The organism is Microbacterium croceum (assembly GCF_023091245.1).
In the GTDB taxonomy this organism is placed as follows: Bacteria; Actinomycetota; Actinomycetes; order Actinomycetales; family Microbacteriaceae; genus Microbacterium; species Microbacterium croceum.
This window is the reverse complement of record NZ_JAHWXN010000001.1, coordinates 233,333-259,096: the sequence shown is the minus strand read 5'-3', so window position 1 is coordinate 259,096 and position 25,764 is coordinate 233,333. Positions and strand designations below refer to the sequence as shown.

General features: G+C 70.1%; 24 protein-coding genes. 7 read left to right on the top strand and 17 right to left on the bottom strand.

Annotation, left to right across the window (positions count from 1 at the left end; genetic code table 11):
• Window positions 1-6: 6 nt before the first annotated feature.
• Complete coding sequence (locus tag KZC51_RS01160) at window positions 7-1,359, bottom strand: DUF2252 domain-containing protein (RefSeq protein WP_247628190.1); 1,353 nt, start codon at window positions 1,357-1,359, stop codon at window positions 7-9.
• 130 nt (window positions 1,360-1,489) lie between these two features.
• Window positions 1,490-2,077: a hypothetical protein gene (locus KZC51_RS01155; protein WP_247628189.1), complete on the bottom strand. Its 588-nt coding sequence runs from the start codon at window positions 2,075-2,077 to the stop codon at window positions 1,490-1,492.
• Window positions 2,078-2,201: 124 nt separating this feature from the next.
• On the opposite strand from KZC51_RS01155, the gene KZC51_RS01150 reads away from it, so the two are divergent.
• Window positions 2,202-3,413 (top strand): glycosyltransferase, encoded by a 1,212-nt coding sequence (locus KZC51_RS01150; RefSeq protein WP_247628188.1) that lies wholly within the window; start codon window positions 2,202-2,204, stop codon window positions 3,411-3,413.
• Window positions 3,414-3,415: 2 nt separating this feature from the next.
• Window positions 3,416-4,651, top strand: a complete 1,236-nt coding sequence (locus tag KZC51_RS01145) for a glycosyltransferase (RefSeq protein WP_247630565.1) — start codon at window positions 3,416-3,418, stop codon at window positions 4,649-4,651.
• 39 nt (window positions 4,652-4,690) lie between these two features.
• Here the strand turns inward: KZC51_RS01145 and KZC51_RS01140 are convergent, their stop codons facing one another.
• From KZC51_RS01140 to KZC51_RS17580, 4 genes are all read right to left on the bottom strand, one after another.
• Complete coding sequence (locus KZC51_RS01140) at window positions 4,691-4,849, bottom strand: hypothetical protein (protein ID WP_247628187.1); 159 nt, start codon at window positions 4,847-4,849, stop codon at window positions 4,691-4,693.
• A gap of 149 nt (window positions 4,850-4,998) precedes the next feature.
• Window positions 4,999-5,523, bottom strand: coding sequence for a hypothetical protein (locus tag KZC51_RS01135; RefSeq protein ID WP_247628186.1), 525 nt, complete (start codon window positions 5,521-5,523; stop codon window positions 4,999-5,001).
• A gap of 40 nt (window positions 5,524-5,563) precedes the next feature.
• Window positions 5,564-6,034, bottom strand: coding sequence for a LysE family translocator (locus KZC51_RS01130; protein WP_372491741.1), 471 nt, complete (start codon window positions 6,032-6,034; stop codon window positions 5,564-5,566).
• A gap of 21 nt (window positions 6,035-6,055) precedes the next feature.
• Window positions 6,056-6,190 carry a hypothetical protein gene (locus KZC51_RS17580; protein ID WP_281731691.1) on the bottom strand — a complete coding sequence of 45 codons (135 nt, stop codon included), beginning with the start codon at window positions 6,188-6,190 and terminating at the stop codon, window positions 6,056-6,058.
• A gap of 87 nt (window positions 6,191-6,277) precedes the next feature.
• On the opposite strand from KZC51_RS17580, the gene KZC51_RS01125 reads away from it, so the two are divergent.
• Window positions 6,278-7,243, top strand: a complete 966-nt coding sequence (locus KZC51_RS01125) for a GlxA family transcriptional regulator (protein WP_247628185.1) — start codon at window positions 6,278-6,280, stop codon at window positions 7,241-7,243.
• Window position 7,244: 1 nt separating this feature from the next.
• Here KZC51_RS01125 and KZC51_RS01120 read toward each other — a convergent pair whose 3' ends face one another.
• Window positions 7,245-8,252, bottom strand: a complete 1,008-nt coding sequence (locus tag KZC51_RS01120) for a LacI family DNA-binding transcriptional regulator (RefSeq protein WP_247628184.1) — start codon at window positions 8,250-8,252, stop codon at window positions 7,245-7,247.
• A 56-nt stretch (window positions 8,253-8,308) separates the two neighbouring features.
• Entirely contained in the window at window positions 8,309-9,028 is a 720-nt protein-coding gene (locus tag KZC51_RS01115) for an NRDE family protein (protein WP_247628183.1), read from the bottom strand.
• A 49-nt stretch (window positions 9,029-9,077) separates the two neighbouring features.
• Between KZC51_RS01115 and coaBC the strand changes: the two genes are divergently transcribed.
• The gene (coaBC, locus tag KZC51_RS01110; RefSeq protein ID WP_281731785.1) at window positions 9,078-10,310 is read left to right on the top strand and encodes a bifunctional phosphopantothenoylcysteine decarboxylase/phosphopantothenate--cysteine ligase CoaBC; all 1,233 of its coding nucleotides are present in this window, start codon (window positions 9,078-9,080) and stop codon (window positions 10,308-10,310) included.
• A gap of 124 nt (window positions 10,311-10,434) precedes the next feature.
• The gene (locus tag KZC51_RS01105; protein WP_247628181.1) at window positions 10,435-12,642 is read left to right on the top strand and encodes an ATP-dependent Clp protease ATP-binding subunit; all 2,208 of its coding nucleotides are present in this window, start codon (window positions 10,435-10,437) and stop codon (window positions 12,640-12,642) included.
• A 74-nt stretch (window positions 12,643-12,716) separates the two neighbouring features.
• On the opposite strand, the gene KZC51_RS01100 is transcribed toward KZC51_RS01105, so the two are convergent.
• Window positions 12,717-13,304, bottom strand: a complete 588-nt coding sequence (locus tag KZC51_RS01100) for a nitroreductase family protein (RefSeq protein WP_247628180.1) — start codon at window positions 13,302-13,304, stop codon at window positions 12,717-12,719.
• A 142-nt stretch (window positions 13,305-13,446) separates the two neighbouring features.
• Complete coding sequence (locus KZC51_RS01095) at window positions 13,447-14,355, bottom strand: LysR substrate-binding domain-containing protein (RefSeq protein WP_247628179.1); 909 nt, start codon at window positions 14,353-14,355, stop codon at window positions 13,447-13,449.
• 153 nt (window positions 14,356-14,508) lie between these two features.
• On the opposite strand from KZC51_RS01095, the gene KZC51_RS01090 reads away from it, so the two are divergent.
• Window positions 14,509-17,970 carry a proline dehydrogenase family protein gene (locus KZC51_RS01090; protein ID WP_247628178.1) on the top strand — a complete coding sequence of 1,154 codons (3,462 nt, stop codon included), beginning with the start codon at window positions 14,509-14,511 and terminating at the stop codon, window positions 17,968-17,970.
• 69 nt (window positions 17,971-18,039) lie between these two features.
• On the opposite strand, the gene KZC51_RS01085 is transcribed toward KZC51_RS01090, so the two are convergent.
• From KZC51_RS01085 to KZC51_RS01065, 5 genes are all read right to left on the bottom strand, one after another.
• Window positions 18,040-19,134, bottom strand: a complete 1,095-nt coding sequence (locus KZC51_RS01085) for an ABC transporter permease (protein ID WP_247628177.1) — start codon at window positions 19,132-19,134, stop codon at window positions 18,040-18,042.
• Window positions 19,131-20,027, bottom strand: a complete 897-nt coding sequence (locus KZC51_RS01080; protein ID WP_247628176.1) for an ABC transporter ATP-binding protein — start codon at window positions 20,025-20,027, stop codon at window positions 19,131-19,133. Before KZC51_RS01080 ends, KZC51_RS01085 begins: the two co-directional genes overlap by 4 nt.
• A gap of 203 nt (window positions 20,028-20,230) precedes the next feature.
• Window positions 20,231-21,418: a benzoate/H(+) symporter BenE family transporter gene (locus KZC51_RS01075; protein WP_247628175.1), complete on the bottom strand. Its 1,188-nt coding sequence runs from the start codon at window positions 21,416-21,418 to the stop codon at window positions 20,231-20,233.
• Window positions 21,419-21,457: 39 nt separating this feature from the next.
• The gene (locus tag KZC51_RS01070) at window positions 21,458-22,147 is read right to left on the bottom strand and encodes a response regulator (RefSeq protein WP_247628174.1); all 690 of its coding nucleotides are present in this window, start codon (window positions 22,145-22,147) and stop codon (window positions 21,458-21,460) included.
• Window positions 22,144-23,394, bottom strand: coding sequence for a sensor histidine kinase (locus KZC51_RS01065; RefSeq protein ID WP_247628173.1), 1,251 nt, complete (start codon window positions 23,392-23,394; stop codon window positions 22,144-22,146). The genes KZC51_RS01070 and KZC51_RS01065 overlap by 4 nt, the downstream gene beginning before the upstream one ends.
• A gap of 150 nt (window positions 23,395-23,544) precedes the next feature.
• On the opposite strand from KZC51_RS01065, the gene KZC51_RS01060 reads away from it, so the two are divergent.
• A complete protein-coding gene (locus KZC51_RS01060; protein ID WP_247628172.1) occupies window positions 23,545-23,964 on the top strand; it encodes a VOC family protein in 420 nt (139 codons plus the stop codon).
• Between the two features lie 111 nt (window positions 23,965-24,075).
• On the opposite strand, the gene KZC51_RS01055 is transcribed toward KZC51_RS01060, so the two are convergent.
• Window positions 24,076-24,885, bottom strand: coding sequence for a Cof-type HAD-IIB family hydrolase (locus tag KZC51_RS01055; RefSeq protein ID WP_247628171.1), 810 nt, complete (start codon window positions 24,883-24,885; stop codon window positions 24,076-24,078).
• Window positions 24,886-24,907: 22 nt separating this feature from the next.
• Window positions 24,908-25,756, bottom strand: coding sequence for an exodeoxyribonuclease III (locus tag KZC51_RS01050; RefSeq protein WP_247628170.1), 849 nt, complete (start codon window positions 25,754-25,756; stop codon window positions 24,908-24,910).
• Window positions 25,757-25,764 lie beyond the last annotated feature (8 nt).

The window sequence follows — 25,764 nt, the reverse complement described above, 5'->3', positions numbered from 1 at the left end:
GGCGGATCACGGCTCGGCGGATGCCGCCAGGAAGGCCCGATAGTCGGCGAGCGAGACTTCGGCGTAGGCGCGCGCCCAGTCGAGCAGGGCCTGCCCGACCACGCGTCCGCTGCCGATGTAGCCGGCCACCTCGGATGCCGTCACGGACTGGCTGTGCGCACGGGCGATCGTTGCCGCGCACGCCTGGGCATACGTGATGAACGGCCCGTCGTCGAGCTCCTCGACGTCGATGCTCCCCTTCATGTCATGGAACTGCCGCACGTAGAAGTCGGCGTTCGGACCGCGCAGGTGCCCGAGGAACGGATCCGAGAGCGCCTGCAGGATGCGCTGCATCGAGACCACGCGGGCGCCTTCGCCGGAGGCCTCGATCATGTGCTGCAGCGCCGGAGGCTGCGCGATGCGGCCGTACTCCTCGAGCACGCTGCGGGAGGCCTGCTTCGGCTGCATCAGCAGGGTGTGGCCTTCGCCGTCCTGGAACAGCACGAGGTAGCAGCGGGTTCCCACGCTGCCGACGCCGACCACACGCCGGGCGATGTCGCTCACGGAGAAGTGCTCGAAGAGCAGTGCGACATCGGCGCTCGCGGTACGGCGGTACTGCGCGACCAGGTCATGCACCAGCTCGTGCACCTCCGTGCCGACCGGGGTCGTGGTGGGAGCCTGCGGCAGGAAACGACGGCGGCCCGCGGCATCCACCTCGGTGAGCCGTCGCACCGCGCGCTCGCCGGTGCGACGCTCGGCCTGCTTGACCGCGCTGCGGATCACCTTCTGCGACGCCTTGTCGAGCAGACCTCTGGCCGAATCGACGCTGAAGTGGGTGAAGTACCGCGCGGTCGGACTCAGTTCGGTGGCACGCCGGATCCCCCGTGCGTACGTGGCGACCGTTCCGCGCACGGCCTCGTCGATCACGTCATCGGTTCGACCGGACGCCTGTCCGCCGACGACGATGCTGGCGACCAGCCGCTTGACGTCCCACTCCCAGGGCGCCCAGGCCGCCTCGTCGAAGTCGTTCAGGTCGAACATCAGGCTGCGCTCTGCCGAGGCGTAGAAGCCGAAGTTCGACACATGCGCGTCTCCGCAGGAGGCGACGAGGATGCCGCTGTGTGGAGCATCGGCGAGATCTGCGGCCATCAGCGCCGCTGTTCCCCGGTAGAAGGTGAAAGGGCTGACCGCCATCCGCTCCGCCCGCAGCGGGACCAGCTCGGGGATGCGATCGCGGTTCTGCGCGGCGAGGATGCCGAGAGGATCGCGGGCGCTGCCGGCAAGCTCAGCCAAGGTGCGCCGGGGCGTGCGTTTGCGCGCGGCGATGCCGCGGTCGAGGAGGTCGCGGTACGAGGCCGGTGCGGCCCACTCGGAGGTCATGGGGTCATTGTGGCAGGTGGGCGGGTGCGGGTGCGCTGAGGGAGTCCGCGGAGGTAGGTGAATACGCGGAGGTAGGCCGATTCCGGGAGGATCTGCCTACGCTCGAGCGATCGCCTACTCTGGCAACAGCTCAGGCGGGCGGAAGCCGCAGCACGTCGGGAGACTCGCCGCCGGTGAGGTCGTCGGCGATGCGGATGCTGCGTGCCAGGTCGTCGAGCGCCCCGATCACCGTGCCGAACCGCTCACGGTCGCTGCATACCGCGGTCACGGTGATCAGGTGCGTGCCGGTGTCCCACGTGTAGGTCGCGAACGGTGGCGCCGTGGGCGACTCCGGCACCGGCACGACCAGCTTCTCGCCCACGCCGAGGCGCGTGGGGAACGAGACGGTGTCGTCGTAGTCCATCGGCATCGACGCGCGGGCGATGCGCACATCGGGGGTGAGCTGCTGCGCCGTCGCCATGGCCACGATGAGCTCCGGCTCCTCCTTCCAGGTCCACACCAGCACGCGCCCGTCGGCCTGGCGCATCATGAAAGGCGCGGCCTGGCTCATCGCCCAGGCGCCGAAGCGCGAACCGGGGCGCTCGGTCGCGCCGAGGGCCGAGTTGGCCTGGCCCAACAGCATCCGGATCGCCGCCTTGCGGTGGCGGCGTCCTCGCCACCCGAGCGAGTCCGTCACGGGAATCCACAGAGCGGGATCGGCGTCGGCAGTCAGTCGCATGCCTCCACGCTAGAGGGTGAGCCTGGAGGATGCCGGTACGCCTGGGCCGCGCGCGCAGACCCCTCGGGTAGAGTGGCGAACGCCCCGACCAGGGCCTTCCTTGGCCGCCGTACCGTAAGGCAGCATGTCTTCTTCCTCTTCCGATCCGAGTGCTCCCGCGACCGGGAAGCGACCGTTGCGCATCCTGATCGGCTGCGACACCTTCGCGCCCGACATCAACGGCGCCGCCCGCTTCGCCGAGCGCCTCGCCGCCGGTCTCGTGCAGCGCGGCCATGACGTGCATGTCGTCGCACCCAACCAGGCCTACCGCCGCGCTCAGCCGCGCACCGAGGTGATCGAGGGTGAGCCGATGACGCTGCACCGCCTGCCGTCGGTGCGCTGGGCGCCGCACGACTGGCTGCGCTTCGTGTGGCCGTGGCGCAGCAAGCACTACGCCCGCAAGATCCTCGACCAGGTCAAGCCCGACATCGTGCACATCCAGTCGCACATCGTGATCGGTCGCGGCCTGGCGTACATCGCGCACGAGCGCGGCATCCCGGTGATCGCGACCAACCACGTGATGGCCGAGAACATCCTCGACCACAGCACGTTCCCGAAGTTCATCGACGATCAGATCCTGAAGTGGGCCTGGGGAGACGCCAAGCGCACCTTCGACCTCACCCGCGCGATCACCACTCCCACGCGGCGCGCGGCGGACTTCCTCGAGAGCTCGATCGATGTCTCCGGAGTGATCCCGGTCAGCTGCGGCATCGATGCGTCGCAGTACACGCCAGTGCTCGGGGCGCGCGAGCAGAACCGCATCATCTTCGTGGGTCGACTCACGGCCGAGAAGCAGGTCGAGGTCATCCTGCAGGCGATGACCAAGCTCGACCCGGCGCTCGGCACCACGTTCGACATCGTCGGGGGCGGCGACCAGCGCAAGCAGCTGGAGTCGCTCGCAGCGAAGCTCGGACTCGCCGATCGCGTGACCTTCCACGGACGCACCACCGACGCGGAGCTGCGTGCGCTGCTGTCGCGGGCAAGCCTGTTCGTGATCGCCTCGATCGCCGAGCTGCAGTCGATCGCGACCATGGAGGCCATGGCCTCGGCGCTGCCGATCGTGGCGGCGGATGCGGTCGCCCTCCCGCACCTCGTGCACGACGGCGAGAACGGCTACCTGTTCCCTCCGGGTGACGCGGATGCGCTCGCCGCCCGGCTGACGGATGTGCTGACGGCAGAGCCTGCGGAGTTCGAGCGGATGCAGCAGGCCTCCCTCGACGGCGTGGCGATCCACGACATCAACCGCACGCTCGACACCTTCGAGGCGCTGTACCGCGACGAGCCCCTGCCTGAGTGACGATGCACATCGTCTTCTTCGGCGATCAGCACCTCGACTCGCTCGGCGGGGCGCAGGTGTCGATGCGGCTGCAGCGGGAGTTCCTCGAGCGTGCCGGCCACACCGTGACCGTCGTGGCGCCGAAGATGCACGGGCCTCGTGCGGCCGCGCCGTCGGAGCGACCGGCCGGGAACATCGACCTGCCGTCGGTGCCGATCACGACCGACCGCGAGTACTCGATGAGCTGGCCGGGCCGCGCGACCGACCGCTTCCTCGACCGGGCGATGACGCACCGTCCGCCGGTCGACATCGTGCACGTGCAGGCGGACTTCTGGGGCGCCTATATCGGCCACCGGTATGCCGCGCGTCACGGCATCCCCGTCGTGCAAACGATGCACAACCGTGTCGACGTCGGTATCGCGGCGGTCACACCGCTGCACAAGCCGGTGCTCGCGGTGCTCAACACCTGGCGGCGCGCGGCCCTGCGCGGCATCGGCGCTCCGGTCCGGGGCGCCGATGGCTGGGCGTTCCTGCGCGGCCTCGCGGCGGGCGCTTCGGCGGTCACGGCACCCTCGACCCACTTCGCGCGTCGGCTCGAGGAGCACGGTGTGTTCACGTCCGTCGACGTCATCTGGAACGGCATCGACGATGAGGTGCGCGATGCCACGCTCGCGGCGGCTCCGGCCGAGCGCGAGCCCGGTCGTCCGCGCTTCGTGTGGCTCGGGCGGATGAGTCCGGAGAAGCGGCTGCTCCCGTTCCTCGAGGCGTTCGTGGCGTCGGGGGTGGATGCCGACCTGGAGATCATCGGCGGCGGAGCGCAGCGTGCCGCGGCGGAGAAGATCGTCGCCGACCACGCGCACGTGCGGTTCTCTGGACGGCTCACCTACCCGCAGACGCTGGCGCGCATCGCCGCCGCCGATGCGCTCGTGCAGACCTCGATCGGTTTCGAGACGCAGGGCATGACACCGTTCGAGGCGGCGACCCTCGGCACCCCATCCGTCATCTGCGACCCCGATATCGCCGCCGAGCTCGGCGGCGGTCTGTGGGCGGTGGCGGAGTCGTCCGCCGCGCCGGGGTCGCGTGAGCAGGAGGCGCAGCGGATCGCAGCCCTCGCGCACACGCTGCGCGAGGCCGCGACCGACATCGCCGCAGGAACCGCGCCGACGCCGGTGCCCGCGGTGGTCGAGGGCTTCCGTCAGTCGTCGCGCACCGCGGCGATGGTCGAGGTCTACGAGCGGGCGCTCGCGGCTTCGCGCTGACACTCCCGCATTCGTTCCCCGCGGTGGGATCGCCTCGGCTCAGAGGTCCCCGGGAAGCGTGGCGTCTGAGCGCCGCTGTCGTCGCCGCTGGATGAAGCGAACGATCGCTCGCACGATGAAGAAGATGATCGCGAGGATGGCGAGGACAGCGAGCAGCGTGATGATCAGTCCGGACCAGCTGAAAAGCGTGGCGTACATGACTTACTCTCCGTTGGTGTTGTGAGCTTTCAACGTACTGGCGACGTACGGAGCCGGTCTGCCCCCCATCTCAGGGGGGGGCAGATGTCGAACTCGAGATCGTCGATCGGCTTCGAGACGCGTGGCGCGCTGAGCGTCGTGCCGGGGCTCTACAGGAAGCGGTAGAGCATCGACGAGGCCCACTCGATCGCGAGCGTGATGAGGTACGCCGCGGAGAGTCCGATCGCGATGCCTGCCCAGAGGTGCGGCCCTGGGCGACGAGCGGCGATCACGCCGAGCACGAGCGCCGTGATGTACCCGAGGAGGGCGATTCCGGTGGACCCCGCGGTGAAGACGGCGATCGTCCAGTCGGCGCCCGGATAGACGAGCGGATAGAGCAGCGAGGTCAGCAGTCGCATCCCCGCGGAGAGCAGTGCGACGATCAGCGCGACGCGGCCGAGCGCGTTGCTCGTGCGCGGTGCGGAGGCGGCAGGGGCAGCAGGGTGCTGAGCCGCGGCCGGGTACTGCGGAGAGGTCGGGTACTGCGGAGAGGCGGGGCGCGGAGTCGAGGTCGGGTACTGCGGAGCTGTCGGGTAGCGGGCGGCCGCCGGCAGCTGCCCGGACGCGGGGTACTGGGGCTGAGCCGGGAGCGGCTGCACGGATGGCGGAACAGGGGGGTGCTGCGGCTCGCTCATGAGGTCGAGCGTAGTCTCGCCGCGGAGCGGACGGCGGCTGTCAGCTCTTCGTGCCGGTGAACGCCAATGTGCCTCCGAGTCCGATCATCATGACCCCTCCGGTGCCGGACAACGTCGACATGCGCCGCGGCGATCGCGCGAACCAGGTGCGGGCCGTGCCGGCGGCGAGAGCCCACGCGCTGTCGCAGACCATCGCGAGGGCGGGGAAGATCACGCCGAGCAGCAGGAGCTGCGCCCAGACCGGACCCGCCGACGGGGCGACGAACTGGGGGAGGACCGCGACGAAGAACGCGATGGTCTTGGGATTCGTGACGCCGACGATGAAGCCCTGACGCAGGAGCGTGCCGGCGGAGGCCGGAACCTGTGCCGTCGCGGACCGGTGATCGTGGCGGTGACGGATCGCCTGGACGCCGAGCCACACGAGGTAGGCCGCGCCCACGATCTTGATGACGGTGAAGGCGGCGACGGATGAGGCGACGATCGCGCCGACGCCGAAGGCCACGGCCAGCACTGCCGGCAGCGTGCCCAGACGCTACACCGAGGGACCATGGTCGGCGACCCTGCTCCAGTCCGTGGGGGTGGCTCGGTAGCCGTCACGACGAACCTCCACGACGGTGGTGATGACGGCCCAGATCGCGAGGGCGGCGAGTGCGATGAGGAGTATCATGGCAGAAACGCTACGATCGATGTCGATCGGCCACGAGTGGCAGAAATGACTGCCTTCGTGTGAAAACTGCCAACCACGGGAGCGCGCATGAAGACGGTCGCCTGCATCATCCAGGACGGGTTCGCCCCGTTCGAGTTCGGAGTGGCCTGCGAGGCCTTCGGGCTCGACCGTTCGGATGACGGGGTGCCGAACTTCGACTTCCGCATCGTGGCGCCACACCCCGGCGTCGTCGAGTCCAAGATGGGCTTCTCAGTGAATGTGGAGCACGACCTCTCCTTCGCCGCTGAGGCCGACCTGGTCGTGTTCTGCCCGCTCCCGCGCGCCTACTGGGACCGCATCGACCCGCTGCTGCTCGACGTCGCCCGTGATGCCGTGGCCCGCGGCGCGTGGGTCATGAGCGTGTGCAGCGGGTCGTTCATCCTGGCCGCCGCGGGGGTGCTCGACGGACGCCGGGCGACCACGCACTGGATGTACTCCGACGTCATGGCGCAGATGTACCCGCAGATCGACATCGACGCGGACGTGCTGTTCGTGCAGGACGACAAGATCATCACCAGCGCCGGCACCGCCGCCGGCATCGACGCCTGCCTCCACCTGCTCCGGCAGGAGCTGGGCGCCGAGATCACCAACCGCATCGCCCGGCGCATGGTCGTTCCTCCGCAACGCGACGGCGGCCAGGCGCAGTTCATCGATCGCCCCATCCCGGTGGTGCCGAGCGGTTCGCTCGCGACTGTGGCCGACTGGGCGGTGGCGCATCTGCGCGATGACCTCGGCGTCGATCAGCTCGCCGCCAGGGCGCTGATGTCGCCGCGCACCTTCGCGCGTCGGTTCAAGGCGGAGTACGGCGCGACCCCGGCCGCGTGGCTCGCACGCCAGCGCATCATCCACGCCCAGCGGCTGCTGGAGCGCACCGACATGGCGCTGGAGCAGATCGCCGACGAGTGCGGCTTCGGCTCGGCGGCCGTGCTGCGACAGAACTTCGGTCGCGTGCTCGGCCTCACGCCCACGGCCTACCGCGCGCGCTTCTCGTGCGCGGAGGAGTCAGCCGCCTGATTCAGAGCGCGCGGGTCGTCGAGCGCTCGACCAGGGTGCACGGCAGCACCAGGTGTGCCCGCTCCTGCTCCGGCTCATCGAGCAGGGCCAGCGTCATCTCGACCGCTCCCCGTGCCATCTCGAGGATGGGCTGGCGCACCGTCGTGAGGTCGAACGCCTCCCACGACGACATCGCCACGTCATCGAAGCCCAGGATCGACACGTCCTCCGGCACCGCGACGCCCAGCGCCTTCGCGGCGTTCAGCGCGCCGAAGGCGACGAGGTCGTTGTGGCAGAAGAGCGCGGTGGGCGGGTCGGCGCGCTGCAGCAGGCGGGTGGCCGCCTCGAAGGCGCGGGTGTAGTCGAGGTCCGCGACCTCGAGCAGATCGTCGTCGAAGGCGACATCGGCGGCGGCCAGCTCCTGCAGGAAGCCGTCGTGGCGGTCGCGCACCGAGGTCGCGCCCAGCGGGCCGGCGATCACCCCGATGCGTCGGTGTCCGAGCGAGACCAGATGGCGCCCGGCGATCCGGCCGCCTTCGAGGTTGTCCGGCGAGATCGTCGCGGTCTCCGGTGCGGTGCCCGGACCCATCGTGACCGAGGGGACGCCCAGCGAGACGATGCGCCCCTCGTCATCCGCCGGCAGCAGGGTGGTCGTCAGGATGACCGCATCGACGTTCGTCTCCCAGAGCGTCCTGGCCAGGTCCTCCGTGGTGTCGGCGCGTCCGCTGAGGATGAGCGCGCGGTATCCGGCGCGGGTGAGCTCGTCGCTGATCGTGTGCAGCAGTTCCGCGTAGTAGCTGTTGCGCGGGTCGCCGAGCACGACGCCGATCGTGTGGGTGCGGCTGGTGACCAGGCTGCGCGCGCTGAGGTTCGGACGATACCCCAGCTGCTGGATGGCGTTCTCGACCTTGGTGCGGACCCGCTCGGAGACCCCCTCGTGGCCGTTGACGATGCGAGACACGGTCGTCTGCGACACGCCTGCGGCCTTGGCGACGTCGATGCTCGTCACTCCGCGAGATCTGGGCGGCATGGTCTCCCTCTTCCGTCCGGAACTTCCATCGTAGACGGACGGGAACGCGAGGATGACTACGCAGTCGTGCCGGTGTCCGCACTCCAGTGCGCGGGTGAGGGCAGCGCGCGGTCGTGCACCTCGACGCCCGTCGCGGTGACGGATGCCACGCAGTAAAGCAGCGACTGGGTGGGGTAGCCGTGCGGACGGTTGTCGCGGATGATCGCCCTGTCGTCCTCGGGGGAGAGGGCGGTGGTCTCGGCCAGCAGCGCGATCCATTCCTCCGCCCACGCGGCGCTCGCGGCAGCGGGGCCGAGCGCACGGAAGTGGGGCAGCCAGGCGTGGATGCGCGGCGTCGCATCGTCATCCAGATCGTCGTGCGCGATCATGTGGGTGCCCGCGTCGATCGGCGTCTCGCGCAGTGTCATGCCGTCCCACGACAGCACCCTGGCACCCTCCGGTCGCACCTCGAGCAGGTTGAAGCCGTGCATCGGCAGCGGCCCCTCGGGCGAGCGTCCCACGACCGACTCGAGGGCGAGCGATCCGCGGGAGACGGCGCGGTCCTCGGTCAGGCCTCCCACGTCGGCGCGGTTGAGCAGCACGGCCAGCCGGCGCTCTGCGGCGTTCACGGCGAGCCAGGCGCCGCCCGCGCGCCGGTCGCGGATGCCGGTGACGCCGGGGTACCGCTCCGGCCACCACGGGCCGAGTCCGTCCCACTCGCGCTGCGGGTCCTCGTCGCGGACGGCGAGCAGTCGGGCGGATCGCGCATCCTCGACATCGATCACGACTGTGCACACGCGTCTCAGTCTAGAAGCGCGCACAGGCGCCGGCCCCGGCGCGGCCCCGCTGCGGCAGAATCGGAATGTGAACATCGTCGTCGGAGTCACCGGTGGTATCGCCGCCTACAAGTCCGTGCACCTGGTGCGCCTGCTCACGAAGGCCGGTCACGATGTGACCGTGGTGCCGACGGAGGACGCGTTGCGATTCGTCGGACTCCCCACGTGGGAGGCGATCAGTCGGCATCCGGTCACCACGAGCGTGCATGACGACGTCGCGAAGGTGCGTCACGTCGCGCTCGGGCAGGCGGCGGAGCTGGTGATCGTCGCCCCGGCGACCGCGAACACGATCGCCTCGATGACGGCGGGGCTCGCGAGCGACCTGCTCGGCACGACGCTGCTCGCCACACTGGCCCCGGTCGTGATCGCCCCCGCCATGCACACCGAGATGTGGCAGCATCCGGCCACCCAGGCGAACATCGCGACGCTCCGTGCGCGCGGCGTGCACATCGTCGGTCCCGCCGAGGGCGAGCTCGCCGGAGGAGACTCCGGACCCGGACGGATGTCGGAGCCGGAGGAGATCATCGCCGCCGCGCTGGCTGTCGTCGCCCCGCAGGACCTCGCCGGCCTTCGCGTCGCCATCTCGGCCGGCGGAACCAGGGAGCCGATCGACCCGGTCCGGTTCCTCGGCAACCGCTCCAGCGGGCGCCAGGGAGCCGCGCTCGCCGCGGAGGCCGCCGCACGCGGCGCGGAGGTCGTGCTGGTCGCCGCTCATGTCGAGCACGCCGTCCGTGCTGCCGCGCTGCATCCCTCGATCCGCGTGCAGGACGTCGGGACCGCCGCCGAGCTCTCCGCAGCGATGAAGGATGCCGCCGCCACGGCCGACGTCCTGATCATGGCCGCCGCCGTCGCGGACTACCGGCCGGCCGAGGCCGCCGACCACAAGCTCACGAAGGACGAGGGGGTGCTCACGCGCATCGACCTCGTCGAGAACGAGGACGTTGTCGCCGCTCTCGCGGCTGCGCGCGCCGAGGGGCGAGCGCCGTCCGGGCAGACCATCGTGGCGTTCGCGGCGGAGACCCTGCATGACGCCGAGCAGCGCCGGGAGCGCGCACGGCGCAAACGCGAGCGCAAAGGGGTCGACCTGCTCGCGGTGAACCTCGCCGACGCCGAGCACGGCTTCGAGCGGGCGGAGAACGCCGTCGAGGTCATCGGGGCGGACGGCACGGTGGTGGCGACGTCGTCGGGAACAAAACGCCAGGTCGCAAGCGCGATCTGGGATGCGGTTCTCTCCGCGCGCTGATCCGGAGGGCATTGCCGCGGGAGTGGTCGCCTGGTAAACTTGAGTCAATAGAACTCAACTTTTACCGTTCGGTCTGAGAGGCGCGGACGGATCCGGCAAGAAGGAGTCTCCTCAGGAGGGACAGATGACCACCCCGCAGAACAGTTCGCAGAACCAAGATCAGCAGTCCGCCCTCGAGCAGTTCGGTATCAACCTCACCGACCGTGCACGCCAGGGCAAGCTCGACCCCGTGATCGGGCGCGACAGCGAGATCCGTCGCGTGAGCCAGGTGCTCACCCGGCGCACCAAGAACAACCCGGTGCTGATCGGCGAGCCCGGCGTCGGAAAGACCGCGGTCGTCGAGGGCCTCGCCCAGCGCATCGTCGCGGGTGACGTGGCCGAGTCCCTCAAGGACAAGGAGCTGATCACGCTCGACATCTCGGCGCTCGTCGCCGGCGCGATGTACCGCGGGCAGTTCGAGGAGCGACTGAAGCAGGTCCTCAAGGAGATCACCGAGTCCGAGGGCCAGATCATCACCTTCATCGACGAGCTGCACGTGCTGATGGGCGCCGGCGGCGGGGAGGGCTCGGTCGCGGCATCCAACATGCTCAAGCCGATGCTGGCCCGCGGCGAGCTGCGCCTGATCGGCGCGACCACGCTCAACGAGTACCGCGAGTTCATCGAGAAGGATGCCGCCCTGGAGCGCCGCTTCCAGCAGGTGTACGTGGGCGAGCCCACGGTCGAGGACACGATCGCGATCCTGCGCGGACTCAAGGAGCGCTACGAGGCGCACCACAAGGTCGCGATCTCCGACGGCGCGCTCGTGGCCGCCGCATCCCTGTCGAACCGCTATCTGCCCGCGCGGCAGCTGCCGGACAAGGCCATCGACCTGATCGACGAGGCGGCATCGCGGCTGCGCATGGAGATCGACTCGGCGCCGGTCGAGATCGACGAGCTGCGGCGCCACGTCGATCGCCTCAAGCTCGAGGAGCTCGCGCTCAAGAAGGAGAAGGACGCGGCCTCGAAGGAGCGCCTCGCCACCCTCCGGGCCGACCTCGCGACCGAGGAGGCCAAGCTCGGTGAGCTGCAGGCCCGCTGGGAGCGCGAACGCGCATCGCTGAACCGTGTCGGCGACCTGAAGACGCGACTCGACGCCGCGCGCAGCGACGCCGAGCGGGCTCAGCGCGAGGGCAACCTCGAACGCGCCTCGCGGCTGCTGTACGCCGACATCCCCTCGCTGGAGCGCGAGCTGGTCGAGGCTGAGCGGTCGGAGCAGTCCGAGCCCGACGAGGGTCGCATGGTCAACGAGCAGGTCACGGATGAAGACATCGCCGGCGTCATCGCGGCGTGGACCGGCATCCCTGTCGGCCGCCTGCTGCAGGGTGAGTCCGAGAAGCTGCTGCACCTCGAGGCTGAGCTGGGCAAGCGGCTGATCGGACAGAAGGATGCCGTCAAGGCGGTGTCTGACGCGGTGCGCCGCTCGCGTGCGGGCATCAGCGACCCCGGCCGGCCGACCGGTTCGTTCCTGTTCCTCGGCCCCACCGGTGTGGGCAAGACCGAGCTGGCCAAGGCACTCGCGGAGTTCCTCTTCGACGACGAGCACGCCATGGTGCGCATCGACATGTCGGAGTACGGAGAGAAGCACTCGGTCTCGCGGCTCGTCGGTGCTCCTCCTGGATACATCGGCTACGAGCAGGGCGGTCAGCTGACCGAAGCCGTGCGGCGTCGCCCGTACAGCGTGATCCTGCTCGACGAGGTCGAGAAGGCGCACCCCGAGGTGTTCGACGTGCTGCTGCAGGTGCTCGACGACGGCCGTCTCACCGACGGGCAGGGCCGCACGGTCGACTTCTCCAACGTGATCCTGATCCTGACGTCGAACCTCGGATCGCCGATCCTGATCGACCCGGTGCTCGCGCCGGAGGAGAAGCGCGATCAGGTCATGACGCTCGTGCGCCAGGCGTTCCGTCCGGAGTTCCTGAACCGTCTCGATGACATCGTGATGTTCCAGGCGCTCAGTGAAGACGACCTTGCGCAGATCGTCGAGCTGTCGGTCGACCAGCTGCACACGCGGCTGCGCGACCGCCGACTCACCCTCGCGGTCACCCCCGACGCGCGATCGTGGCTCGCCGAGCGCGGCTACGACCCGATGTTCGGTGCGCGTCCGCTGCGGCGACTGATCCAGTCCGAGGTGCAGAACAAGCTGGCGACCGCGCTGCTCTCGGGCGGTGTGCGCGACGGCGACACGGTGCGGGTCGACATGGCCGCAGACGGCTCCGGCCTGGTGCTCACCAGCGCCACTCCCGAGCCCGACCTCGACGATGACGTGATCGAGGCCGAACTGCTCGACGACTGAGAGTCGCACTCCGCAGCAACACGAGAGCGCCGCCCCGGAAACCCGGAGCGGCGCTCTTCGTGTGTGTGAGAAGCTCAGGCGCTGAGGATCACCGTCTCGGCGATCGGGCGGCGCACGCGCGGGGCGACCTCGCGCTCCTGCAGCACCTCGGGCAGGGCCTCGACGTCACCGAACTCGCCGACCGCGAAGACGGTGGCGGGAACGAAGCGCTCCTCCAGGTCGGCGAACTCGCGCACGACCTCGGGGTCGAAACCGCTCATCTGGTGCACGAGGAGACCGTCGTGGTGTGCCTGCACCGAGAAGTGCGCGACGGCCTGACCGAGGTCGTAGAAGGCGTGCGTGATCGGGGTGCCGTCGGCGGTCTCGGTCTCGGCGATCGCGACGACGAGCACGGCGGCGTTCGCGGCCCAGGCCTGGTTGAAGCCGACCAGCGCGTCGACGACCTGCGCGTGCAGGGCGGTTCCGCGACGGGCGACGATGAAGCGCCACGGCTGCGAGTTGTTCGCGGAGGGGCTCCAGCGGGCCGCTTCGAGAGCGGTGGCGAGCTTGCCCTCGTCGATCGAGTTCTGCGCGTCGTAGGCGCGGGGGCTCCAGCGTCCGGCGAGGACGTCGAGGACGGGGTGCTCGGTCGGTGCGGTGCGATCGATGACGGGAGTGCTCACGGTGATGCCCTTTCAGAAGGAGTGGATCGGACTCCTTCGTCCGGCTACAGGGGACTCAACGGATGCACGTGCATGCATATTCCCGCCGTGTTCCCCGATGACGGAAGATGACGATCTCCTGGCCTGTGTGGCGCGGAGCAGGTCATTCGAGCAGGTTGTGCGAGGCGGCGGATGCCAGGGCCCGGCGCACCGCGCGGATCGACGGGGCTGCGGCTGACACCCGCCGCGCGGAGGAGAAGATCTCGCGCCGCGGCTGCGCCGGCAGAGGGGTGAGCGCCACGGTCGGGGTCTCCCCGGCCCAGACGAGCTCAGGCAGGAGTCCGGTGGCGAGCCCGGCGCGGATGAGGCGCACGTGGGCGGTGAGGTCGGCGACCTCGAAGCGCACGTCCGGCTCGAACCCGGCCGTGCGGCACAGCTGTTCCGCCCAGGCCCGCGATGCGGTGCCGGCAGGTTCGAGCACCCAGGGCTGCTCGCGCGTCGACCAGAGCGCGGCGACGGCATCCGCGGTGTCGGGAGTGCCCGGGCGTCGGGCCAGGGCGATCGCGTCGTGGGCGAGCGCGACCCGGTCGAGGTCGGCGTGGATCGGCCGCGTGACGCCGGGGTACTGCTCGGCGAGGATCAGATCGAAGTCGCGGCTGGAGACACCGACCAGCCCGGTCTCGGGGTCGCACTCGGTCACCTCGACGCGCAGCGCCGGATGGTCGGTCTTGAGCGACTCGAGCGCCCGGGGGAGCAGCGAGTGCGCGGCGGACTGGAACACCGCGATCCGCACGGTGCCGGTCACCTCGGTCAGCGACTCCGCCACCGCGACCTGGGCGTGCTCGAGCTGATCCAGGATGCCGATCGCCTCGGCCACCAGCACGTTGCCCTGCGGGGTGAACTGCACACCCCGGCCGACCCGGCGCAGCAGCGGCACGCCCACGTCGCGCTCCAGTGCGCTCAGCTGCTGCGAGACCGAGGCCTTGCTGTACGAGAGGGCGTCGGCGACGGCCGACAGCGTGCCGCGGCGACTGAGTTCCACGAGCATCCGCAGGCGGTTGACGTCGAGCACGGCGGATCCTCTCGCGGCGGGGAAGTTCGTTCAGCCTGAGTGAACAGAATCAACTCGAATCGGTTGATAGACGGAGCCTACCGCCGCGGATGACAATGATCCAGCCGCACACGATCCCGAGGTGTGCGCTCCCGACCTGGAGGTTTCCCGCCGATGACTGCCGTCGACACCACTCCCCGCACCTCGGACGTCGCCGCCGTCGTGCAGCGCTGGCTCGCCGAGAGCGAGACCCACCCCGTCGAGCCGGCCGCCCAGCGTCTCGCCGAGGTGCTGAAGGACCCGAACGGACTCGACTTCACGGTCGGCTTCGTCGACGGTGTCATGCGCCCGGAGGACCTGAGCGTCGCGGGTCGCAAGCTCTCCGAGATCTCGGAGATCACCCCCACTCTGCTGCCCTGGTACCTGCGCGCCGCGATCAGGACCGGCGGCTTCATGGCCCCGAAGCTCCCCGGCGTCGTGGTGCCGATCTCCCGCCGCGTGCTGCGGGCGATGGTCGGCCACCTGGTGCTCGACGCGACGCCCGCCAAGCTCGGCCCGGCGATCGCGAAGCTGCGGGGGAGCGGCAACCGTCTGAACCTCAACCTGCTCGGCGAGGCGGTGCTCGGTGAGCGCGAGGCCGGCCGCCGTCTGCAGGGCACCCGCGACTTCCTGGCCCGCGACGACGTCGACTACGTCTCGATCAAGGTGTCCAGCGTGGTCAGCCAGCTGTCGATGTGGTCGTTCGACGAGGCCGTCGCCGACGTCGTGACCCGCCTCACGCCGCTGTACGAGCTCGCGGCACGTTCCGAGGCTGCCGGCAAGGCGAAGTTCATCAACCTCGACATGGAGGAGTTCCGCGACCTCGACCTGACGATCGCGGCGTTCACCAGCATCCTCGACCAGCCGGGACTCGAGAACCTCGAAGCCGGCATCGTGCTGCAGGCCTACCTTCCCGACGCCCTCGGCGCGATGCAGCACCTGCAGGAGTGGGCGACCGCGCGGCGGGCGAAGGGCGGAGCGCCGATCAAGGTCCGCGTCGTCAAGGGTGCGAACCTGGCGATGGAGCATGTCGACGCCGCCGTGCACGGCTGGCCGCTCGCGACCTACTCCACCAAGCAGGACTCCGACACCAACTACAAGCGCGTGCTCGACTGGGCGCTGACGCCGGAGCGCCTGGATGCCGTGCGCATCGGCGTCGCCGGGCACAACCTCTTCGACATCGCCTACACGTGGCTGCTCTCGCAGGCGCGCGGTGTCGACGGCGGCGAGCTCGTCGAGTACGAGATGCTGCTGGGCATGGCGACGGGTCAGGCCGAGGCCGTGCGCAAGGACGTCGGACGCCTGCTGCTGTACACGCCGGTCGTGAACCCGGCGGAGTTCGACGTGGCGATCGCCTACCTCGTGCGCCGGCTGGAGGAGAACGCCAGCCCGGAGAACTTCATGTCTGCCGTCTTCGAGCTGGCCTCGAACCCGACGCTGCTCACGCGCGAACGGGAGCGCTTCGAGCGGTCGCTCGCCGGGCTCGAAGCCGACCGCTCGGTGCCGACGTCGAACCGCGTGCAGAACCGGCAGACGGAGGCGGATGCCGCCACCCCGACGACTGCGTTCCACAACCAGCCCGACACCGACCCCGCACTCGGCGCCAACCGCGCCTGGGGCCGCGCGATCCTGCAGCGCTCGGTGCACACGACCCTCGGTGTCGATGCGATCGCCGCCGCACGCGTCGAGACGGCCGAGCAGCTCGACGGCATCTTCGCCGCCGCCACCGCCGCCGCCGAGAAGTGGGCTGCTCTTCCGGCCGCCGAGCGTGCCGCCGTGCTGCACCGCGCGGGCGACGAGCTGGCCGCACGCCGCGGCCAGCTGCTCGAGATCATGGCGCACGAGGCGGGCAAGACCCTTGCCGAGGCCGACCCCGAGGTCAGTGAGGCGATCGACTTCGCCCACTACTACGCCGAGCGCGCGAAGGACCTCGAGACCATCTCCGGCGCCGAGTTCCTCCCCTCGAAGGTCACGGTCGTGACCCCGCCGTGGAACTTCCCGGTCGCGATCCCCGCCGGCGGTGTGCTGGCCGGACTCGCTTCGGGCTCCGGGGTGATCATCAAGCCCGCCAAGCTCACGCAGCGCTGCGGCGCCGTCATGATCGAGGCGCTGTGGGCCGCCGGCGTGCCGCGCGATCTGCTCGCCCTGGTCGACCTCGCCTCGCGAGATCTGGGCACCCGCCTGGTCGCGAGCCCGGAGGTGGACCGCGTGATCCTCACCGGCGCCTACGAGACCGCGCAGCTGTTCCGCTCGTTCCGGTCCGACCTGCCGCTGCTCGCCGAGACCAGCGGCAAGAACGCGATCATCGTGACGCCGTCGGCCGACCTCGACCTCGCCGCCGCCGACGTCGCCCGCAGCGCCTTCGGCCACGCGGGGCAGAAGTGCTCCGCGGCGTCGCTGGCGATCCTCGTCGGCTCGGTCGCCGACTCGAAGCGGTTCGAGCGTCAGCTCGTCGATGCGGTCGCCTCGATGCGCGTCGGTCTGCCCGACGACCCGAGCACGCAAATGGGGCCGATCATCGAGCCGGCCGACGGCAAGCTGCTCGCCGCCCTCACCGAGCTCGGCACGGGCGAGAAGTGGCTCGTGAAGCCGCGCAAGCTCGACGCCGAGGGGAAGCAGTGGACCCCCGGTGTCAAGACCGGCGTCGCCGAGGGCTCGTACTTCCACATGACGGAGTTCTTCGGCCCGGTGCTCGGCATCATGCACGCCAAGGACCTCGACGAGGCCATCCGCCTGCAGAACGCGGTGGACTATGGCCTCACGGCCGGCCTGCACTCGCTCGACTCCACCGAGGTCGCCACCTGGCTCGACCGCGTCGAAGCGGGCAACCTGTACGTGAACCGCGGCATCACCGGAGCGATCGTGCAGCGTCAGCCGTTCGGCGGCTGGAAGCGCTCGGCCGTCGGTGCCGGCGCGAAGGCCGGTGGCCCGAACTACCTGTTCGGCCTCGGCGAGTGGGCGGCCTCCGAGCTGCCGGCCGCGGTGCCGGGCGCAGCGATGGCGCCCGCGATCGAGGGGCTGCTGCGTGCGGCCGCCGGCGAGCTCGACGGTGCGCAGAGCGACTGGCTGCGACGGGCCGCCGCATCCGATGAGCACGCCTGGACCTCCGAGTTCGGCGCGGTGTCCGACAAGTCGGGTCTGGGGGTCGAGCGCAATCTCTTCCGCTACCGTCCTGTCGCCGTCGACGTGCGCCTGTCGGAGGACGCGCCGCTGGTGGAGAGCGTGCGCGTGCTCGCTGCGGCTCTGCGCAGCGGCAGCCCGTTCACGGTCTCGGCCGCGAGCCTGCCGAGCGGTATCGAGAAGGCGCTGCGTGCGCAGGGCGTGTCCGTGACGCACGAGAAGGATGCCGCCTGGGTGAAGCACTTCGCCAAGGCGGTGTCGAAGGGCAAGAGCAGCTGGCAGCGGGTGCGTCTGGTCGGCGGCGACGCTTCGGCGCTGTTCACCGCGCTGGGCGGAAGCCCCGACGTGGCCGTCTGGTCGCACGCCGTGACCGGCGCCGGACGCGTCGAGATGCTGCCGTTCCTGCACGAGCAGGCCGTGTCGATCACGAACCACCGCTTCGGCAACCCGACCGGGCTGACGGACGGCGTGATCTGACCGCGGTCCGATGACGACGAAACCCCCTGCCGCAGATCGCGACAGGGGGTTTCGTGTCTGGCGTGCGCGTCAGCCGCGCAGTGCCTCCTTCAGCTTCACGCGCGTCCCCATGCGCAGGAGCGAGTTCTCGTAGATCTTCGCGCCGATCACGATCGCGGCCACGCAGCTCGCCAGGAGGATCACGAGGCTCAGCAGCGGCTCCCACCACTGCGCCTCGCCGACGAACAGGCGCATCGGCATGCCGACCGGTGCCGAGAACGGCACGTACGACATGATCGTCAGCACCAGCGGGTTGTCGTTGAAGACGATCACCAGGATGTACGGCGCCATGATCAGCATCGTGATCGGGGTGGTCGTGGAACCGATGTCCTCCTGGCGAGAGACCATGGATGCCGCTGCCGCGAACATCGACGCCAGCAGGATGAACCCGAAGAGGAAGAAGACCGCGAACCAGATGATCGGCGCCCCGAGGGTGGCGAGGATCTCGTTCTGACCCGTGATGATCAGCCCCACCGTGGCGATCGCTGCGAGCGCGAGGATCTGTCCCATCGCGAGCACCGTGTTGCCGATCACCTTGCCGGCGAGCAGGGTGCGGGCCGGGATCGCCGACAGCAGCACCTCCACGACGCGGGTCTGCTTCTCCTCGACGACGCTCTGCGCGATCGTGCCGCCGAAGGTCGCCGCGGCCATCATGAACACGAGGCCGAAGCCGATCGCGATGAAGTAGCGCAGCAGCGGGTTGGTGGTCGCGGGGTCGAGGATCACGATGTCGGGTGACTGCGACAGCCCGGAGACGAGCGAGCCGGGGGCGTCCTTCAGTGCGATGATCGTGTAGCCCGAGGGCCCGTCGCCGCGAATCACCGCCGCGTCGACCTTCTCGGAGCGCACGAGCTCCTCGGCTGCCGCCTCATCGGCCGCCGCGGTCACGGTGACGTTCGGCAGTGCCGAGACGGCGGCTTCGGTCTGCGATGTCGCCGCCACCGGCATCTTCTCTGCCGCCGCCCCCTTGCTGGCGAATCCCGAGAGCAGGATGCCGACCAGGGCGATCAGCAGCAGGATGCCGGTCGAGATGAGGAACGCCTTGCTGCGCAGCTTCGACCCGATCTCGCGCTCGGCGACGAGCCAGATGCCGTTGGAGTTGCGGACGGGAGCCGGAGTGCTCACTGGATGACCTCCTTGAAGATCTGGGCGAGAGAGGGATGCTTGGGGGAGAAGCTCGCGACATCGCCCCGTTCGACGGCGGATCGCAGCACGCGCTGCGCGGTGTCGGGGCCGTCGGCGTCGAACAGCGCATAGCCGCCCTCGAAGTCGACGACCGTGATGCCTGGTTCGGTGCGCAGCCAGCCGGCGTCGCCCGCCGAGATCAACTCGTAGCGGTTGCCCGCGTGCTCGGAGCGCAGCGCGTCGCGCGAGCCGGATGCCCGGATCGTGCCCCCGGCGAGGATCACCAGGTCATCGCACAGGCGCTCGACCACGTCGAGCTGGTGCGAGGAGAACAGGATGGCCGCACCCTTCGCGGCGCTGGACTGCAGCACCCCGGCGACCACATCGACCGCGAGGGGGTCGAGGCCGGAGAACGGCTCGTCCAGGATGAGCACCTCGGGGTTGTGCACCAGGGCGGCCGCGATCTGCGCCCGCTGCTGGTTGCCCAGTGAGAGGGACTCGATCGTGTCGTTCAGGCGCTCACCCAGGCCCAGCTCGGTGAGCAGCTCGGTCGCCCGCGCCGTGGCCTCGGGCTTGTCGAAGCCGTGCAGCCGTGCCAGGTAGACGATCTGCTCAAGCACCTTCATCTTGGGGTAGAGGCCGCGCTCCTCCGGCATGTAGCCGAAGCGGCGACGGTCGGCCGTGGTCAGCGGCGCGCCGTTCAGGTCGACGGTCCCGCCGTCGGCGGACAGCAGCCCGAGCACGATCCGCATGGTCGTGGTCTTGCCGGCGCCGTTGCCGCCGACGAAGCCGGTGAGTCGTCCAGGGGTCACGGTGAAGGAGACGTCGTCGAGCACGCGCCGAGAGCCGTAGCTCTTGGTGATGCCCGTCAGTTCCAGGGGTCCAGTGGTCATACCCCCACGCTAGGGAGTTGCCCCTGCCCCCGGCATCCCCCCTGCGGCGGACCCCTCTGCTGTCATCCGCTCGGCGGATGCTGCCGCCGAGTGCACGGGATGCTGCCGAATGCACGGCGTATCCACGCGCGGATGTCGTGCAGTCGATGCGAAGCCGTCCGCTCGGCGGATGCCGGCGGATGCCGGAGCAGAGGACTCCGGCGTCAGCGCCGGGTGTGCAGCACCGTGCGCACCAGAAGGCCGGCGATGAGCGCCCAGAACGCGGCGCTGACGCCGAGCACCGCGACGCCGGATGCCGCGACCAGGAAGGTCACCACGGCGGGGAGCCGTTCGCCGGGGTCGTCGATCGCCTGCTGCACCGATGACCCGAACGCGGCGAACAGGGCGAGACCGGCGACCGCGGGGATCACGGCCTCGGGCGCGAGGAGGACGAGGGCGGCGAACGCGGCCGAGAACCCGCCGAGCACCAGGTACGACGCACCCGTGGAGACTCCGGCGACCCAGCGTCGTCGCGGGTCGGGGTCGGCATCCGGCGCTGCGGCGAGGGCCGCGCTGATCGCGGCGAGGTTGATCGCGTGCCCGCCGGCCGGTGCGCCGAGCGCGGTGCCGAGTCCGGTGACCAGCATCGCCGGGCGCCAGGGCACCTCGTACCCGAAGCTGCGCATGATCGCGACGCCGGGGACGTTCTGCGAGGCCATCGTCACGATGAACAGCGGCAGCGCCAGGCCGACCAGCGCGCCGACCGTGAACCTCGGAGCCGTGAGCTCGAATCGCGGCAGCAGCAGCGCGGGATCGACGGGCGCCCCCGCCTGCACGAGCGTGACCGCGACGACCACGGCCGCCGTGACGAAGGCCAGTGGAACCGCCCACCGCGGCGCGAACCGGGCGAAGATCAGCCAGGTCACCACGACGGGCACGACGCCCCAGGGGTTCGCCACGAGGCCGGTGATCGGTGCGAGGCAGAGCGGCAGCAGCACACCGGCGAGCATCGCCTGGGCGATCGACGGCGGGATGCGGGCGATCAGCGCGCCCAGCGCCGGCCAGAGCGCGGTCAGCAGGATGAGTGCGGAGGCCACGAGGAAGGCGCCCACCGCGGCCGGCCACCCGCCCTCCACCGCGCCGGTCGCGGCGAGCAGTGCGGCGCCGGGAGTCGACCACGCTGCGGTGATCGGCATCCGATATCGCCAGGCGAGCACGATGCACGCGAGGCCCATCGTCAGGCTCAGGGTGAGAAGCCCGCTGGCCGCCTGCGCGGGCGTCGCGCCCACGGCGTGGAGCCCGGTGAGCACGACGGCGAAGGAGCTCGTGAAGCCCACGAGCGCCGTGACGACGCCGGCCAGGATCGGGCGGGACACCCCGTTCGGGCGGGAGATCGCAGCGGTGTCTGGCATGCTCCGAGGCTAGCGCCCGGTGCGCGTCGCTCGGTCGCTCTAGGCGAGCCCGAGGCGGTGCGCCAGCACGACGGCCTGCACGCGGTCCCGCGCGCCGAGCTTCTGCAGGATGCGCGACACGTGCGTCTTCACCGTGGCCTCGCCGATGTACAGCGCTCCGGCGATCTCGGCGTTGCTGCGGGCGTCGGCGAGCAGCGTCAGCACCTCGGACTCGCGCTCGGTCAGCGGCTCGGCGAGCACGGTCGCGGGTCGTGCGGGTGCCGTCGAGACCGATGCCGTGACGGGAGGGGTCGGCGTCGCGGCGAACCGGGCGAGCACGCGACGCGTGACCTCCGGCGCGAGCATCCCGTCGCCGGCGGCGAGAGCGCGCACGGCGGCGATCAGGTCCTCGGCGTCGGCGTTCTTGAGCAGGAACCCGCTGGCTCCGGCCTCGAGCGCCCTGTGCAGGTAGTCGTCGCGGTCGAAGGTCGTGACGATCGCGATCGCGGCGGCCACTTCGGGGTCGGCCACGATGAGTCTGGTCGCCTCGATGCCGTCCATGTCGGGCATCTGCACGTCCATCGTGATGACGTCGGGGTGCAGAGCGGATGCCTGAACAACCGCATCCGCGCCGGTCGCCGCCTCGCCGACCACCGTGATGTCGGGCTGCGTCTGGAGGATCGTACGGAACCCCGCACGGAGCATCGCGTGGTCATCGACGATGAGCACGCGGATGGGGGTGGTGGTCATGCGAGCTCCTTGGTCGCAGGGGAGAGCGGTACACGTGCCCGCACCCGCAATCCGCCGTGCGGCCGCGGCGATACCTCGATCGTGCCGCCGGAGGCGATCGCACGTTCGCGCATGCCGAGCTGCCCGAGGCCAGGGCGCAGTTGACCGACCGTGCGGCCGGTGTTGACGATCTCGACCTCGACGCCGTCGTGGTCATAGCGCACCCGCACATCCGCCGTCGCTCCGACGCCCGCGTGACGACGGGCGTTCGTGAGCGACTCCTGCGCGATCCGGTAGAGGTTCACAGCCACCACCGAGGGCACCGGCACGGGTTCGCCGATCACCGTGTACTCCGTGGGCAGCCCGGCCTCCGTGGAGGACGCGGTGAGCTCGGCGATGTCGTCGAGGGTCAGGGTGGATGCCGGCTCCGCGGTGTCGCCGCCGGGCGTGCGCAGCGTCTCCAGCAGCTGGCGCAGTTCGCTGATCGCGTCGCGCGCGGAGGACTCGATCCCGGTCAGGATGCGCTTCGACTCGGCCGCATCCCGGTCGATCACCAGCCGCGCGGCCCCCGCCTGCACCCCCATGACAGACACGTGGTGGGCGACCACATCGTGCAGCTCCCGCGCGATGCGCACCCGGTCCAGGGCGACCGCCTGCGCGGCGGTGACCTCACGCTCGCGCTCCAGCTCGATCGTGCGCTGTTCCAGCACCGTCCGTTCGGCGGCCGACGCCCACGCGCGCTCGCCGAAGTAGTATGCCCCGCCGAAGTAGAGCGCGTTCAGCAGGATCTGGAGCATCATGAACGCGATGTAGGGCGAGAACGCCCCGGCGACGACATCGGCCTCCTCGGCCTGATTGATGGCCTCGTAGTACATGGTGATCAGCAGCCAGGCGAACATGCCGATGATGATCGCGGTGCGCACGATCATGGCGCGGCGGCGGTCGTTCATCCAGGCGCCGACCGAGTACAGGCCGATGAACATCGCGATGTTGCCGACGTAGAGCTCCGGCACCTTCACGGTCACCGCGACGAAGTAGGCCGTCGAGGTCACGGCGGCGACGATGCCGGGCCAGCGGCGACGGTACACGAGGGGGGTGGTCACGACCACGGCGTAGATCAGCGCGGTCCACAGCGGCGCCTGCTCGTCGCCGTAGATCTGCGCGATCGACGACAGGGCGGCGCTGATGACGGCTCCGACGAACAGCACGGCCGCCAGCAGCACGTCGTTGCGGCGGTCGCGGTCGGTCGGCGTGCGGGTGAACGGCATCCTCCCACCGTAGGGCGGAGGGGGATGCCGGGGCATCCCCCGTGAGACGGACGAACCCCCGCAGACAAGGGTTGACCGTCGCCCTCGGAGAGACGAGCATCGACTTCGGAAGCCGACGGGGAACGGCCCCGCACCGACAGAGGAGTCACCATGACCCAGGTCTTCGTCAACCTGCCCACCACCGATCTCGACCGCAGCAAGGCGTTCTACACCGCGATCGGATGCGAGATCAATCCGCTGTTCACCGATGAGAACGCCGCGTGCGTGGTGTGGTCGGATGACATCTTCTTCATGATCCTGAAGCGCGAGTTCTTCGCCACATTCACCGACAAGCCCATCGCCGACCCGCACGAGGTCGCCCAGGTGTCGGTCTCGTTCAGTCGAACCTCGCGTGAGGATGTCGATGAGATCGTCGACAAGGCCCTCGCCGCCGGTGGCACCGAGCCGAAGCCCGCGCAGGACTACGGCTTCATGTACTCGCGAGACATCGACGATCCGGACGGCAACTCGCTGGGCTTCCTCTACATGACCCCCGAGGCCGTCGAGAACGGTCCGGAGCACGTCGGCTGAGCGGCGCACCGGATTCGGGCCCTGTGTCATCACGGGCACGCTCACGGAGACCGACGCAGGCGCCCCATCCCGCTGACGTTGACCTTCGGATAGCTCGCCGAGCCGGACAGGTCAGCCGAGCAGTCGCTCGATGACCTGCGCCACTCCGTCGTCGGCGTTCGACGCGGTCGTCTCGTCGGCGGCATCCTGCACGAGGGGCTCGGCATCCGCCATCGCCACACCGCGTCCTGCCCACCGCAGCATCTCGACGTCGTTGAGGGCGTCGCCGAACGCCACGACCTCGGCGCGGTCGATACCGAGGTGCAGGCACAGGCGGGCGAGGCCGGTGGCCTTCGTCACGCCCTCGGCCATCACCTCGACGAACGGCGCACCGGACAGCGTCGCCTCGAAGCCGGTGAGTCCCAGCGAGCGCAGTGCGTCGAACAGCGCGGCGGGAGCGAGCTCCGGATGCCGGATCACGAGCTTGAGGCTCGGAGCGGCCAGGACCTGCTCCAGCGGCACGCCGCCCATGGTTTTGGGGTCGCGCTTGTGGTCGCTGAGGTCGGCGATCTCCGCGTAGCCGTGCTGGGCGACGAAGGTCTCGCCGCCTTCCCGCACGCTCGCGAACAGCAGTCCAGGGATGCTGGCGCGCAGCGCCTCGGCGAGGGTGCGGATGGTCTCGGGCGGAAGCTCCTCGGCGAACAGCATCCGGCCGTCGGTGAGGTGGGTCGCGTAGGCGCCGTTGCTGCACAGCGCCCACCCGTCGAACGCCGCGTCGGCAGCGATCGCGCGCAGGCCGATCGGCTGACGCGCTGTGACGGGCACGACGTGGATGCCGCGACTGCGGGAGGCATCGAGCGCGGCGCGTGTGCGCGGCGTGACGGCCGACGACGGGTCGAGGAGCGTGCCGTCGAGGTCCGTCGCGATCAGCCGAATGGCCACAGCGCTGAAATCGATCGGGGCGTCACGAGAAGATCATCGGCAGATCGTCGTCGTCTTCGTCGGCACCGCCGAGATCGAACTCGACGACCACCGGCACGTGGTCGCTGGGCTGCTCGCCCTTGCGCTCGTCGCGGTGGATGGATGCGCCGCTGACCCCGTCGGCCAGCGTGCGGGAGCCGAGGATGAAGTCGATGCGGATGCCCTCGTTGCGCGGGAACTTGAGGCGCTGGTAGTCCCAGTAGGTGAAGCCCTCTGGCAGCAGGGGGCGGACGACGTCGGTGACTCCGGCGTCCTGGAACGCGAAGAACGCCTGCCGCTCCGCGGGGGAGACGTGCGTGGAGACACCCTCGACGATGTCGGGGTCGTTGTTGTCGGAGTCGAACGGGATGATGTTGAAGTCGCCGACCAGCGCCAGCGGCAGGTCGGGGTTCGCGGCGAGCTCGGCCGCGGTGGAGTTCTTCAGAGCTTCGAGCCAGTGCAGCTTGTAGGCGTAGTGCGGGTCGTCGAGCGAGCGGCCGTTCGGCACGTACAGGCTCCACACCCGCACGCCCTCGACCATCACCCCGAGCGCGCGGGCCTCGAGCGGAGCATCCGGACCCTCGTGGCCCTTGGCGAAACCCGGCATCCCGTCGAACGCGGTGCGCACGTCGGTGATCGGCAGGCGGCTCGCGATCGCGACGCCGTTCCACTGGTTCAGCCCGTGCACCTCGACGTGGTACCCGGCCTCTTCGAACGGTCCGTAGGGGAACTGCTCGGGTTTGCACTTGATCTCCTGCATCGCCAGCACGTCGATGTCTTCGCGCACGGCGAATTCGACGGTGCGGGTGACGCGGGTGCGGATGGAGTTGACGTTCCAGGTGGCCAAGCGCATGCCTCCAG

What these genes read in the sequence shown, in the direction of transcription:
- KZC51_RS01160 (WP_247628190.1), bottom strand. Translation starts at nt 1,359, where the DNA reads ATGACCTCCGAGTGGGCCGCACCGGCCTCGTACCGCGACCTCCTCGAC.
- KZC51_RS01155 (WP_247628189.1), bottom strand. Translation starts at nt 2,077, where the DNA reads ATGCGACTGACTGCCGACGCCGATCCCGCTCTGTGGATTCCCGTGACG.
- KZC51_RS01150 (WP_247628188.1), top strand. Translation starts at nt 2,202, where the DNA reads ATGTCTTCTTCCTCTTCCGATCCGAGTGCTCCCGCGACCGGGAAGCGA.
- KZC51_RS01145 (WP_247630565.1), top strand. Translation starts at nt 3,416, where the DNA reads ATGCACATCGTCTTCTTCGGCGATCAGCACCTCGACTCGCTCGGCGGG.
- KZC51_RS01140 (WP_247628187.1), bottom strand. Translation starts at nt 4,849, where the DNA reads ATGTACGCCACGCTTTTCAGCTGGTCCGGACTGATCATCACGCTGCTC.
- KZC51_RS01135 (WP_247628186.1), bottom strand. Translation starts at nt 5,523, where the DNA reads ATGAGCGAGCCGCAGCACCCCCCTGTTCCGCCATCCGTGCAGCCGCTC.
- KZC51_RS17580 (WP_281731691.1), bottom strand. Translation starts at nt 6,190, where the DNA reads ATGATACTCCTCATCGCACTCGCCGCCCTCGCGATCTGGGCCGTCATC.
- KZC51_RS01125 (WP_247628185.1), top strand. Translation starts at nt 6,278, where the DNA reads ATGAAGACGGTCGCCTGCATCATCCAGGACGGGTTCGCCCCGTTCGAG.
- KZC51_RS01120 (WP_247628184.1), bottom strand. Translation starts at nt 8,252, where the DNA reads ATGCCGCCCAGATCTCGCGGAGTGACGAGCATCGACGTCGCCAAGGCC.
- KZC51_RS01105 (WP_247628181.1), top strand. Translation starts at nt 10,435, where the DNA reads ATGACCACCCCGCAGAACAGTTCGCAGAACCAAGATCAGCAGTCCGCC.
- KZC51_RS01090 (WP_247628178.1), top strand. Translation starts at nt 14,509, where the DNA reads ATGACTGCCGTCGACACCACTCCCCGCACCTCGGACGTCGCCGCCGTC.
- KZC51_RS01080 (WP_247628176.1), bottom strand. Translation starts at nt 20,027, where the DNA reads ATGACCACTGGACCCCTGGAACTGACGGGCATCACCAAGAGCTACGGC.
- KZC51_RS01075 (WP_247628175.1), bottom strand. Translation starts at nt 21,418, where the DNA reads ATGCCAGACACCGCTGCGATCTCCCGCCCGAACGGGGTGTCCCGCCCG.
- KZC51_RS01070 (WP_247628174.1), bottom strand. Translation starts at nt 22,147, where the DNA reads ATGACCACCACCCCCATCCGCGTGCTCATCGTCGATGACCACGCGATG.
- KZC51_RS01065 (WP_247628173.1), bottom strand. Translation starts at nt 23,394, where the DNA reads ATGCCGTTCACCCGCACGCCGACCGACCGCGACCGCCGCAACGACGTG.
- KZC51_RS01060 (WP_247628172.1), top strand. Translation starts at nt 23,545, where the DNA reads ATGACCCAGGTCTTCGTCAACCTGCCCACCACCGATCTCGACCGCAGC.
- KZC51_RS01050 (WP_247628170.1), bottom strand. Translation starts at nt 25,756, where the DNA reads ATGCGCTTGGCCACCTGGAACGTCAACTCCATCCGCACCCGCGTCACC.